Source organism: Burkholderia sp. AU31624 (assembly GCF_020420065.1).
Taxonomy (GTDB): domain Bacteria; phylum Pseudomonadota; class Gammaproteobacteria; order Burkholderiales; family Burkholderiaceae; genus Burkholderia.
Window position 1 is genome coordinate 1 of the sequence record NZ_JAIZRT010000006.1, and the last position, 11,433, is coordinate 11,433.

The following is an 11,433-nucleotide window of genomic DNA, read 5'->3' on the forward strand; positions in this document are numbered from 1 at the left end:
GTGATCCGTTCCGTTACAGCCATCGCAGCCTCCGGCGCCGGACACCCGGCGACCGAACAGCTTACGCGGCCCGAAAGCGGACATTTCTATGTAGCCAAAAGCGGACATTTCAATCTAGCCACTACAACCAAAAAAATTGATCATACGCATTATGTCAAATGAAGGATATTTGACGATTGCCGTGGACACGGGACCTGCCCACCTCGCTGGAACACTCGGACGGCCCGTGTAGGTGTTGCTGTCGGTTGCATGCGATGAGCGGTTGTCCAACAGCTTTCGCGATACGCCGTGGTAAAGGTCCATGTAGTTGTATCGGCAAGCGGCATTGGGAGACTGGAGCACACCGATATCGGAAATGGCATACGCATTCTCCGGCTTACCCATTCTCCCAATGAAATGTCGTGAATTTACTCAAAAAGACCGATCAGGAGCCTGTCATACGACTCGATTTGCGTCGAATTTGTCGACAAAAATCCACCGATAAATTCGCGCTGCCGAATTTTGTAATCAACCCATTTCTCATCGTGCGAATCGATTGCCTGCCCGAGTTGCAGTGCACCCTCCTCCGCATCCTGTCCATTATAAAAATAACCAAGTTCACGGCAGAGGTATGCGTTATGGATCAATGCATACCCGTTCCAGCAAACATCGAAATAGAAGTAATTCAGCGCAAGCCCTGATTGATGGGATATTACAATGTCGGTATGTTCCGAAAGAAATTGAGGGGTGTTGTAATAACCGACAAAGCTTATCTTTGAATCTTGCACAAGGTCGAGGTGGTGCGCGATACCAATAAATTCGGGGCTGTTTTTTGCAAGATGCTCCGTGTTCGTCGCGTGCACATAAGATATCTTCTCGCCAAATTTTCGATAGCCCAGTTCTGCAATCAAGAGCGGATAGAGGCAAAACTTCGTCACGTCGATATTCGGCTCCATGATGGAGAGGCGCTTCGATTGCCCGGTTGGACGATACTCCCCGCCATGCGGAAGCGTTGCCGACCGCTCTTCGACACACATCGGGTCCCAAACGAACGGGACTTCACGAACCGGCTGGCGCCGTAATACGCTGAAGTAGCTCGCGCTGGTATCGACAACTTGCGGGATGATCCACACTTGATCGTAACGTTGGTTGATGAATACCGTTTCCGCATGCCGCCTGCCAAAAATCATGGCCTGCATCATGTGCACGTATTCCGAACCGCAGCAGTAGCTCACCACTTTCGTACCGCGGCCCTGCAGATACGCGGTTTGCTGCTGGTCAATTTGCCCCCCGAGTTCGATCAGGACATCGAGCGAGTCTTTCGCATCGTCGAACGAGCGAATCGGATACTGCGTGGTATCCCATGGAAGTTCCGGCGTGATCTTGACGTTCGTGGTATTGACGAGGGTGACCTGATGGCCAAGAGGCGAGTGTTGAAAGAGCTTCATCAGATACAAGGCGTTCTGCTTGATGCCGTTGACCCAGAGACTCTCCGCCGCGTGGTGAAGGCCAATTGTGATACCAACGCTGAGTGAGCGTGCCAAACGCATGGGAGGTTCTCCAGGGTGCCCGTCCAATAAAGAGTTAGATCATAGCGCTGCACTAGTCTCCAGCTGTCAAGAACTGTCAAAATCTGACATGCGTGCTCGGCACGGGTGACCCTGCACGGCATGCCATACAGCGGCGCGCAGGGTTTCGTATTCGAGGAAGTGCGGTTGTCGATTGAAATCGCGTCGGATCCAGTCGACGATGTCCCGGCGGCCCTGAGCGCGAAAATGCGCGCCTACCCGGCACATTTGTTAAATAGCTTGAATACCCGCCAACGTGCGAATGATTTGCCGTACTATCCGCCCGTCATCCTGGCTAATGTCGAATGCGGTCGATCGACCTTGGGCAACGGCCATGGTTTTTTATCTTCGGGAGCTCGAGCCGGGCGCCGATTTCATCCGAACGCCAGGACCGATCATGTTCCAGTCCCCCGGAGATTCCTTCGTCAACGGTTCGTTGCTGGGCCTGTGCGTCGAGGTTCCGCTTGCCGCGATCGTTTCGCTGGCGATGCACGGCGTCGACTGGAACGGGCCGCGCATCGCGATGCTCATCGCCACGCCGGTGCTGATCGCGTGCATCACCCTGCTGACGCGCCCCGTCGCATTCAGCACGGTATGGAAGCACAAACGCTCGCCGTTCGTGCTTGACGACAATGTGCGTGCATCGATTTACGGCCGGCTCTGCGGAATCGCGATCGGCGTCGTGTTCGGCATCATGGTCGCGACGACGTTCGCCTGACCCGGTCGAGAAAATCTCCCATCGGGGTCCGCGCAGGGCGTGAAGCCTCGCTCACGAAGGGAAAGCAGCGTTTCCCGAAAGCGCATGTGCCCTCAATCTCCCGCTCACCCGACCGCCTTCTCATTACCCCCGCTCACGTCGCCGCGACCAGCGCGTTGAACGACGTATCCCACAGCGGCGCGACATTGGCCGGCCCATCCAGCACACCGATCCGCGCGAACACGTCCGCGACCTGCTGATGCTGCGCCACCACGTCGGGCGTCACCGGCAGCAGTGCGTAGTCTTCGCTGCGCTGGTCGAACATCGCGACGAGATCGGCAACCGGCACGCGCGTCTCGCGGTTCTGCACGAGCGCATAGTCGCCGAAATGCGCGTTCGCCCATGCATACGCGCGTCGAAACCGCAGCAGCAGATCGCCCGTCGCCGCGCGACGGCGCGCATCGTCGAGCGTGCGCGGGTTCGCATAGACCGGAAAGTTGCCCGACAGATAGCCCTTCCCCGTCTTCAGCACGCGTGCACCGTAGCGATTGCGCGCGAGCTGCCCGTTGTAGCCGTAGATCGCCCATGCGTCGATGTCGCCGCGATCGTAGGCGGACAAGCCATCGGCCGGCGACAGGTTGATCGGCTGGATATCGTCGAAGCTCAGGCCGGCCTCTTTGAGTTGGCGATACAGGAAGTAGTGCGACGTCGTCGCACGCACGTACCCGACACGTTTGCCCTTCAGGTCCGCGATGCCGCGGATCGGCGTGTCCTTGCGCGCGAGCGTGACCTGGTTGTTCAGGTCTTCGCGCACGCGGGTGATGAGCCGCACGTTAGCCTTCTGTCGCGCGGCGAACACGGCCGGAATTTCGCTGCCCGAACCGATGTCGAGCGCATCCGCGTTGAGCGCCTCGATGTGCAGCACGCCGTTGTTCAGCTCGCGCCAGTCGATCCGGTACGGTGTGTCGGCCAGCGCGGCCGCCTGCAACAGCGCGCGCCAGCCGCCCTTGTAGGTTGCGACGCGCAACGTGGTGCCGGCGAGATCGGTGTTGACCGCGGGCGCGGCGAACGCGGCCTTCGCGGCCCATGGCGCCGCCGCCGCTGCGGCGCCGGCAAGCAGCAAACGGCGACGTGCCGCCGAAATTGACGACATCGGATGCTCCTGTCGGTCGATCAAACGGGAAGTGAAAATCGCTGCGTCAATGCAGCACCGGAAATCCGTGGCGCTCGGCCAGCAGTTCGAGGATGCGGCGCGCGTCGGTGACGAAGCGCACGTCGCCGAGCGTCCGTGCATCGTCCGGCGCCGGCTGGTCGCGGCCGAGCACGAGGACCGGCAGCCCCTGGTGCGCATCGTCGAGCGCGTCGATCACCGCGTGCCGCGGCCGCTCGAAGCCGACACGTTTCACGTCGATTCGACTCGCGTGATCGGGCGCGCTCGCGAGCAGCCCCTCGATCGACAGTCCATGCGGGCAGACGAAGCGCTGGCCCGGATGCTTCGGATCGGCAAAGCCCGGTTCCAGCAGAAACAGCACATCGCGACTCATGACAGACGGCTCCCGTGTTCGTGGTTCAGCCGGGACGAATGCGCTTGGGCGCCCTTCCGTTCCCGGAGCATGCCGGCCCGAGGCCGGATGCCCGACTCTACCGGCATGCGTCGCACGGCCCTACCAACGTTTTGCGGAATCGATATGCGGCCGCGCGTAGCGCATCGGGCGCCCGCCGCACAGCGGGCGTTGCGTAAAAACATCGCGCACCGGGCCGCAGATAGTGCGCACATCGAACGATTTCAGCGATCGATATGACGGCGCCCGCGCGTATCCGGTGCCCGACGTTCGCCGTTCGCGCGATACGTTCGCCGCAGCATGGGTGCCGGACGCGATCGCGGCGCACATGCAGGGCTTGCGGCAACGCATATTGCAAATCGGCCGCGCAGCGATTTGCAAACCACGGATCGACCGTTCGCCGGCACCGCCGTCATCAATAGGATCGTGATCCTCGCAGATGTACCCATAAAAAAGAGGATAGTCATGATCAAAAAAACGGTAGTCCTGGGTTTGGTTTCGATCGGTTCGGTCAGCGCGCATGCGCAGAGTTCGGTCACGTTGTACGGCGTCGTCGATGCCGGGTTCGCTTATACGAACAATCAGGGTGGCGCGAGCAACATCCAGCAGACGAGCGGCAAGCTGAGCGGCAGCCGCTGGGGCCTGAAAGGCGTGGAGGATCTCGGTGGCGGCGTGCAGGCGGTCTTCACGCTCGAAAGCGGGTTCCGGCCGAGCGACGGCGGGCTCGGCCAGGGCGGCCGCCTGTTCGGCCGCTCCGCCTACGTGGGCCTCGCCAGCAAGGGGCTCGGCACGCTGACCTTCGGCCGCCAGTACGAGCCGATCACCGACCTCGTTGCGCAGTACTCGGGGTCCGGCTTCTGGTCGCCGGCCACGCACGTGGGCGACAACGACAACATGAACCAGAGCTTCCGGCTGAACAACGCGGTGAAGTTCCGCAGCGACACGATCGCCGGCTTCACGGCCGACCTGCTCTATGCGTTCAGCAACCAGGCCAACGGTGGCGCGGGCACCGGGTTCTCGAACAACAACGCGTGGGGCGCGTCGGCGAACTACGTGAACGGCCCGTTGTCGGTAGGCGCCGGCTATGTCCGCATCAATCACCCGAATTCGACGTCGAATACGAGCGGCGCGGTGGGCGGTGCGACCACCACCACCGGCAACGACTACAGCGGCGGATTCTTCTACGGGCTGAACGGCGGCGTGCTCAAGCAGCAGATCGGCGTGGCGGGCGCGAACTACGCGCTTGGCCGTGCGACGCTGGGCTTCGCGTGGAGCCACACGCAGCTCGATTATCTCGACGGCTCGTCGCGCAAGTTCAACAACTACGACGTGAACGCGCGTTACCAGCTCACGCCGGCCGCCACGCTGATCGGTGTCTATACGTTCACCGACGGGCGCGCGAGCGGCCTGCCGGGCACTGGCGGCCAGACGCTGAAGCCGCGCTGGCACCAGTTCACGCTCGGGTTCGACTATGCGTCGTCGAAGCGCACCGATATCTACCTGTCCGGCATCTACCAGCTCGCGGCCGGCGATGCGAGCACGGCAACGTCGGGCGGCTATCGCAAGATCGCGGCGATCTCGAACATCGGCAGCGCGTCGTCGACGAACCGCCAGGTCGCGTTCGTCACTGGGCTGCGCGTGAAGTTCTGACGGCGCGTGTATCGGGCGCGGTGCAGCGCGGTGCAGCGTGGCGCGATAAGCAAAGCGGGAATCGTTGTTTGTCGCACCGGGTTCGGTTGCCGAGAATGGGCGTTTCCCCGCGTGCTGCCCCGGCGCACGATACGCGTTCGACCATGACCGACTCCCGTTTCCCGCCCCACCCACCGCGCAGCGGTCGGCGCGCGGCACTGCGCCGGCTCGCCGGCGGCTGGGCGGCAGCGATGCTGCCTGCCGGCGGCGCGCTGGCTAGCCAGCCGCTCGCCCCGCTCACCCCGCTCTCTCCGCGCTCCCCGCTCGACGTGCCGCCATGGACCCGCGAACCGGGTGCGCCGCTGCTGTCGCCGCCCTACGGCATGCCCGGGCCGCACGAACGCGACGTGATCCGCCGCAGCGCCCGCACGCCGGCCTTGCCCGGCTCCGGCTCGTCGATGACGCCGCTCGCCGACCTGTTCGGCGACATCACGCCGAACGGCCTCGTCTACGAGCGTCATCATGCGGGTGTGCCGGAAATCGATGCGCAGCGTCACCGCGTCGTCGTGCACGGCCTCGTGCGCGAGCCGCGCGTGTTCACGATCGACGACCTGCTGCGCTTTCCGTCCGAGTCGCGGATCCACTTCCTCGAATGCTCGGGCAACACCGGCAGCGAATGGAACGGCCCGAGCGGGCTGCCCGTTCAGTTCACGCACGGGCTGCTGTCGTGCTGCGAATGGACGGGCGTCCGGCTGTCGACGCTGCTCGACGAAAGCGGCATCGATCCGGACGCACGCTGGTTGCTCGCCGAAGGCGCCGATGGCGCGGCGATGACACGCAGCCTGCCGCTCGACCGGATCCTCGAGCGCGCGCTCGTCGTCTATGCGCAGAACGGCGAACGGCTGCGCCCCGAGAACGGTTATCCGGTACGGCTGATCGTGCCGGGTTTCGAAGGCAACACGAACATCAAGTGGCTGCGGCGGCTGAAGCTGGTGCGCGCGCCGGAGATGACGCGCGAGGAAACGTCGAAATACACGAACCTGCTGCCCGGCGGCTGCGCGCGCCAGTTCGTGTTCGAGATGGATGCGAAGTCGGTCATCACGCGGCCGTCGGCCGGCCATCGGCTCGCGGCGCACGGCTATTACCCGATCGGCGGCTACGCGTGGTCGGGACGCGGCCGGATTCGCGCGGTCGACGTCTCGACCGACGGCGGCCGCACCTGGCGGCCCGCGCGACTCGCGGGCGACGTGCGCGATCGCGCGCTGACGCGCTTCGAAGCCGACTGGATCTGGAACGGCGAGCCCGCCGACCTGCAAAGCCGCGCCACCGACGACACCGGCTACGTGCAGCCGACCCGCGAGGCGCTCGTCGCCGTGCGCGGCGTCAATTCGCAGTACCACTACAACGGCATCCAGAACTGGCGCGTCGGCGCGGACGGCGAGGTGCGCAATGCGTAAGCCGCTTGCCTGCCTGCTCGTCGCATCCCTGCTGGTTCCGAGCCTGGTGGTTCCGAGCGCATTCGGCGCGGGCTACGGTCTCGGCCAGCCCGTCGACCGTGCGGCGCTCGCGGCGTGGGACATCGACGTCGCGCCCGACGGCAGCGGCCTGCCGCCCGGCTCGGGCACGGTCGCGCGCGGCGCTCACGTGTTCGCGGACAAATGCGCGATGTGCCACGGCGCCGGCGGCGAAGGCGGCGTCGGCGATCCGCTCGTCGGCGGACTGGGCTCGCTCGCGAGCGCGAAGCCGAAAAAGACGGTTGGCAGCTACTGGCCGTACGCGACGACGCTGTTCGACTACATCCGCCGCGCGATGCCGTACAACGCGCCGCAATCGCTGAGCGCGGACGAAGTCTATGCGGTCACCGCGTATGTCCTCCATCTGAACGGCATCGTGCCCGCCGATGCACGGCTCGACGCGCGCACGCTGCCACGCGTGCGGATGCCGAACCGCGACGGGTTCGTGCCCGATCCGAGGCCCGGCACGCTATGATGCGGCTCGAACCGCGCGCACGCACATCGTGCATGACACCCGGGCGATTCGCCGCCGCGCGTGCCGAGCGTTGTCGTCCGGACCCTGTCCAACCCGCAAGGAAGCCTTCATGAGCGACACTTCCCTCGCCGCGCCGGTCGCGCCGTCGCCGTTCGTCGACGTGCGCTCACCGGCGGATTTCCCCGACAGCCCGGTGTCGCGCGTCCTCGCGCAGCCGCTGATGCTCGGGCTGTTCCTGCCGATCCAGGCCGGCGGCTGGAGCGCGTCGACGCTGCCGCGCACGACCGACTGGACCTTCGACTACAACGCCGACCTGGTCGCGCGCGCGGAGGCACTCGGCTTCGATCTCGTGTTCGCGCTGTCGCAGTGGCTGCCGAAAGGCGGTTACGGCGGCGTGTTCGACGGCCAGGCGCTCGACTCGTTCATGACGCTGGCCGCGCTGACCGCGCGTACCGAACGGATCATCCTCGTCGCGACGAGCCACGTGCTCTACGGGCCCTGGCATCCGCTGCATTTCGCGAAATTCACCGCGACGCTCGATCACATCTCGCGCGGGCGCTGGGGCATCAACGTCGTGACCGGCCACCGCGCGATCGAGCACGAGATGTTCGGCTGGAACAGGATCGAACACGACCGGCGCTACGAAATGGCCGCCGAATTTCTCGATGCGGTCCAGCAGTTGTGGGCGCAACCGGACAATTTCAGCTACACGCCGGCGCTGTCGAGCTGGCGGCTGGGCGGCGCATTCGTGACGCCGAAGCCGCGCTACGGCCGCCCGCTGCTGATCAACGCGACGGGCTCCGATGCGGGTATCGATTTCGCCGCACGCTACTCGGACATCGTGTTCGTCACGAGCCCCGCAGGCACGGATGCCGAACACGCGGTCGCTGCGCTGCCCGCGCATACCGCACGGGTGAAGGCAGCCGCCGCGGCGCGCGGCCGAACGATCCGCACGTTGCTCAACCCGCTCGTGATCTGCCGCGAGACGGCGGCGGAAGCCCGTGCGTACCGCGACGCGATCGTCGCGCATGCGGACGAAGGCAGCTTCCACCGTTTCGACAGTGACGCGCATGCATGGAGAGGCGGCTTCGAACAGCGCTCGCAGGCTGCCTCGCGCGCGATCGGCGGCAATATCTCGATCACCGGCTCGCCGGAGGAAGTCGCCGATACCATCGTGCGGCTGCACCGTGCAGGCATCGACGGCATCCAGTTGAGCTTCTACGACTTCAAGCCCGATCTCGACTTCTTCGGCGAGCGTGTGCTGCCGCTGCTGCGCGCCGCCGGCTTGCGGCGCTGACGTCAGGCAGCCGTTTCGGCACGGGTGGCGGTGGCGCGGCGCACGGGCCGCCGCAACCCCAGATGCTCGCGCAGCGTATGGCCCGCATAGTCGTCGCGAAACAGCCCTCGGCGCCGCAACTCGGGCAGCACCAGCGCGATGAAATCGTCGAGGCCACCGGGCAACGTCGGCGCCATCACGTTGTAGCCGTCCGCGCCGTAACGCACGAAGCGCTCTTCGAGCTGGTCGACGATCTGTTCCGGCGTGCCGACGAGTTGCCAGTGGCCGCGCGCGCCTGCGACACGCAAATAGAGTTCGCGGATCGTCAGGTTCTCGCGGCGCGCGAGCTCGATCGTCAGTGCCTGCCGGCTCTTGCTGGCGTTGGTCTCCGGCAGCGGCGGAATCGGGCCGTCGAGCGGATACGCGGACAGGTCGAATCCACCGGTGAGGCCGGATACGAGCGCGAGCCCGACCGTCGGGTCGATCAACGACTGCAGCGCGTCGAATTTCTCCTTCGCTTCGCTTTCGGTACGGCCCACCACCGGAAACACGCCCGGCATGATCTTCAGCGTATCGGGATCGCGGCCGAACGCCGCGAGCTGGCCCTTCACGTCCGCATAAAACGCGACCGCGTCGTCGAGCGTCTGCTGCGCGGTGAAGATCACCTCGGCCGTGCGCGCGGCCAGCCGCGTACCGGCCGGCGACGAACCGGCCTGCACGACGACCGGGTGCCCCTGCGGCGGCCGCGCGACATTCAAGGGCCCGCGCACCTGGAAGAAGCGGCCGCGATGGTCGAGCACGTGGCGCTTGCTGGGATCGAAGAAGCGGCCCGATGCGCGATCGCGCACGAACGCATCGTCGTCCCAGCTATCCCAGAGGCCACGCACGACATCCGCGAACTCCTCCGCACGCGCATAGCGTTCGGCGTGATCGAAATGCGCGTCGCGATTGAAATTGCGCGCCTCGTGCTCACTCGACGACGTGACGAGGTTCCAGCCCGCTCGACCGCCGCTGATGTGGTCGAGCGAGGCGAACTTGCGCGCGATATGAAACGGCTCGTTGAAACTCGTCGACGCGGTGCCAACGAGGCCGATTCGCTCGGTAACGGCCGCGAGCGCCGACAGCAGCGTCAGCGGCTCGAATTGTGCGATGTAGCTGTGCGCGGTGCGGCTCAGGAACTCGACGTCGTCGCCGCGCGTGCCCACGCCGTCGGCAAGGAACACGAGATCGAACTTCGCGGCCTCGGCCGCCTGGGCAAGCCGCACGTAGTGGCGAAAATCGACGCCCGCGTCGGCCTGCGAACCGGGGTGGCGCCATGCGGCGATGTGATGGCCGGTCGGGTACAGGAATGCGCCGAGATGCAGGTGTCCGGTGCGGGTCGTCATCGGGAAGGGTTTCCGAAAAAGAGGGCCGCGCGCGCGGCCAGGTCAGAACACGCGGCCTTCGGTCAGGTGTGTCGTCACGCCGTTCAGCTCGTAGTCGCCGATCACGCGCGCCTTGTGCAGCAGCGGGTTGTGGCTGAAGATCGTGCGCAGGTTGCGCCAGTGCCGGTCGAGGTTGTGTTCGCGCGCCGTCGCCGACGCGCCGCCGACTTCGAACAGCCGCTCCGCCGCATGCAGCGCCAGCTTGCTGACGATGAGCTGCGTGCGTGCCGTCGCGAGCGCGCTGTCGAGCACTAGCGCATGCGCATCGGCGTTACCGGCTTCGATCGCGTCGGCGGAACGGTCGAGCGCCCGCGCGTTTTCACGGACGAGCGCATCGATTGCATGACTGTGGGCGGACAGCTCGCCGACGACCTGCTGGATGAAATGATCGTCGCGCGCGGTCGGCGCCGGGCTGTGCAGCACCGGGCGGCCGTGCGCGAGCACGTAGCGGCGCGCATCGGCAACCACGTTGCGCACGATGCCCGCCCCCGTCGCGACGAGATGCAGCTGCCGCAGCGCGCCGCAATGGCGGCCGACGAGCGTCGAGCCGTCGCGCGCGGCCACCTCATCCGCGAACACCTGCACGTCGTTCAGCAGCAGGCTGCCGCTCGCGGTCATGCGCTGGCCCATGCCGTCCCAGTCGTCGAGTACCTGCACGCCGTCCCGCGCGACGGGAATGATCACGGCGACCGCGTTACCTTGCTCGTTCTCCACGTTGATGCGCGCGAAATCGGCAAACGCGGTGCCGGTCGAATAATATTTGCGGCCCGTCACGCGATAGTGATCGCCGTCCCGACGCAACACCGTGGTGTTCTCGCCGGGCCGCGACGTGCCGCGCTCGGTCGACGCACCGCCGAAGATCGCGCCGGCCAGCGCCCGTTCGAGCTGCACGTCGTTGAACGGTGTGCGCGGCGACAGCCGCAGCGTCTCGATCTGGTCGTAGTGAATCCGCAGCGCGTGCGCGAGATTCGAATCGGCGGCGGCCAGCGTCGCGATCGTGTCGAACAGGTCGACCAGCGTGCCGCCGAGGCCGCCGCGCTCCACCGGAATCCGCAGCACGCCCAGCGTCGAGCGGCGGAAGATCGCAAACCCCTCGAACGGCAGTTCGCGACGCGCCTCGCGTTGCGCGGCATCCTGCCCGATCGCGTTCGCGAGATCGGGTAGCGCGGCAAGCGCGTCGCGCAACGCGTCGCGCGGATCGACGGCATCACGGGCAGTCATTCGGCAAGTCCTTGTTCGGGAAGATCGGGCGCTGCGCAGCGCGATCGCGGCATGCGCGAACCGCCGCGTGCGCAGCATCGCAAAGTAT

At 65.5% G+C, this 11,433-nt stretch carries 11 protein-coding genes; 5 read left to right on the forward strand and 6 right to left on the reverse strand.

Annotated elements, in window-relative coordinates; translation table 11 throughout:
* Nucleotides 1–407: 407 nt before the first annotated feature.
* Complete coding sequence (locus LGM89_RS21915) at nt 408–1,529, reverse strand: DUF2827 domain-containing protein (protein ID WP_226273860.1); 1,122 nt, start codon at nt 1,527–1,529, stop codon at nt 408–410.
* Between the two features lie 316 nt (nt 1,530–1,845).
* Here LGM89_RS21915 and LGM89_RS21920 point away from each other — a divergent pair, with 316 nt between their 5' ends.
* Nucleotides 1,846–2,265: a hypothetical protein gene (locus LGM89_RS21920; protein WP_226273861.1), complete on the forward strand. Its 420-nt coding sequence runs from the start codon at nt 1,846–1,848 to the stop codon at nt 2,263–2,265.
* Between the two features lie 133 nt (nt 2,266–2,398).
* On the opposite strand, the gene LGM89_RS21925 is transcribed toward LGM89_RS21920, so the two are convergent.
* The 3 genes from LGM89_RS21925 to LGM89_RS21935 all read right to left on the reverse strand — a co-directional run bounded on the left by LGM89_RS21925 (nt 2,399) and on the right by LGM89_RS21935 (nt 4,328).
* Entirely contained in the window at nt 2,399–3,397 is a 999-nt protein-coding gene (locus LGM89_RS21925) for an ABC transporter substrate-binding protein (RefSeq protein ID WP_226273862.1), read from the reverse strand.
* 46 nt (nt 3,398–3,443) lie between these two features.
* Complete coding sequence (locus tag LGM89_RS21930; RefSeq protein WP_226273863.1) at nt 3,444–3,788, reverse strand: DUF3088 domain-containing protein; 345 nt, start codon at nt 3,786–3,788, stop codon at nt 3,444–3,446.
* Between the two features lie 120 nt (nt 3,789–3,908).
* Complete coding sequence (locus LGM89_RS21935) at nt 3,909–4,328, reverse strand: hypothetical protein (RefSeq protein WP_226274204.1); 420 nt, start codon at nt 4,326–4,328, stop codon at nt 3,909–3,911.
* Between LGM89_RS21935 and LGM89_RS21940 the strand changes: the two genes are divergently transcribed.
* From LGM89_RS21940 to LGM89_RS21955, 4 genes are all read left to right on the forward strand, one after another.
* Nucleotides 4,272–5,456: a porin gene (locus LGM89_RS21940; protein WP_226273864.1), complete on the forward strand. Its 1,185-nt coding sequence runs from the start codon at nt 4,272–4,274 to the stop codon at nt 5,454–5,456. The two genes, LGM89_RS21935 and LGM89_RS21940, sit on opposite strands and share 57 nt — an antisense overlap.
* Nucleotides 5,457–5,599: 143 nt before the next feature.
* Nucleotides 5,600–6,892: a sulfite dehydrogenase gene (gene soxC, locus LGM89_RS21945; RefSeq protein ID WP_226273865.1), complete on the forward strand. Its 1,293-nt coding sequence runs from the start codon at nt 5,600–5,602 to the stop codon at nt 6,890–6,892.
* Entirely contained in the window at nt 6,885–7,424 is a 540-nt protein-coding gene (locus LGM89_RS21950; RefSeq protein WP_226273866.1) for a c-type cytochrome, read from the forward strand. Before soxC ends, LGM89_RS21950 begins: the two co-directional genes overlap by 8 nt.
* A 109-nt stretch (nt 7,425–7,533) precedes the next feature.
* Entirely contained in the window at nt 7,534–8,721 is a 1,188-nt protein-coding gene (locus LGM89_RS21955) for an LLM class flavin-dependent oxidoreductase (protein WP_226207918.1), read from the forward strand.
* A gap of 2 nt (nt 8,722–8,723) precedes the next feature.
* Here the strand turns inward: LGM89_RS21955 and LGM89_RS21960 are convergent, their stop codons facing one another.
* Both LGM89_RS21960 and LGM89_RS21965 read right to left on the reverse strand, forming a co-directional pair.
* Nucleotides 8,724–10,085, reverse strand: coding sequence for an LLM class flavin-dependent oxidoreductase (locus LGM89_RS21960; RefSeq protein ID WP_226273867.1), 1,362 nt, complete (start codon nt 10,083–10,085; stop codon nt 8,724–8,726).
* Between the two features lie 42 nt (nt 10,086–10,127).
* Complete coding sequence (locus LGM89_RS21965) at nt 10,128–11,345, reverse strand: acyl-CoA dehydrogenase family protein (protein ID WP_226273868.1); 1,218 nt, start codon at nt 11,343–11,345, stop codon at nt 10,128–10,130.
* Nucleotides 11,346–11,433: the final 88 nt, after the last annotated feature.

What these genes read in the sequence shown, in the direction of transcription:
- LGM89_RS21915 (WP_226273860.1), bottom strand. Translation starts at nt 1,529, where the DNA reads ATGCGTTTGGCACGCTCACTCAGCGTTGGTATCACAATTGGCCTTCAC.
- LGM89_RS21920 (WP_226273861.1), top strand. Translation starts at nt 1,846, where the DNA reads ATGTCGAATGCGGTCGATCGACCTTGGGCAACGGCCATGGTTTTTTAT.
- LGM89_RS21925 (WP_226273862.1), bottom strand. Translation starts at nt 3,397, where the DNA reads ATGTCGTCAATTTCGGCGGCACGTCGCCGTTTGCTGCTTGCCGGCGCC.
- LGM89_RS21930 (WP_226273863.1), bottom strand. Translation starts at nt 3,788, where the DNA reads ATGAGTCGCGATGTGCTGTTTCTGCTGGAACCGGGCTTTGCCGATCCG.
- LGM89_RS21940 (WP_226273864.1), top strand. Translation starts at nt 4,272, where the DNA reads ATGATCAAAAAAACGGTAGTCCTGGGTTTGGTTTCGATCGGTTCGGTC.
- LGM89_RS21935 (WP_226274204.1), bottom strand. Translation starts at nt 4,328, where the DNA reads ATGCGCGCTGACCGAACCGATCGAAACCAAACCCAGGACTACCGTTTT.
- soxC (WP_226273865.1), top strand. Translation starts at nt 5,600, where the DNA reads ATGACCGACTCCCGTTTCCCGCCCCACCCACCGCGCAGCGGTCGGCGC.
- LGM89_RS21950 (WP_226273866.1), top strand. Translation starts at nt 6,885, where the DNA reads ATGCGTAAGCCGCTTGCCTGCCTGCTCGTCGCATCCCTGCTGGTTCCG.
- LGM89_RS21955 (WP_226207918.1), top strand. Translation starts at nt 7,534, where the DNA reads ATGAGCGACACTTCCCTCGCCGCGCCGGTCGCGCCGTCGCCGTTCGTC.
- LGM89_RS21960 (WP_226273867.1), bottom strand. Translation starts at nt 10,085, where the DNA reads ATGACGACCCGCACCGGACACCTGCATCTCGGCGCATTCCTGTACCCG.
- LGM89_RS21965 (WP_226273868.1), bottom strand. Translation starts at nt 11,345, where the DNA reads ATGACTGCCCGTGATGCCGTCGATCCGCGCGACGCGTTGCGCGACGCG.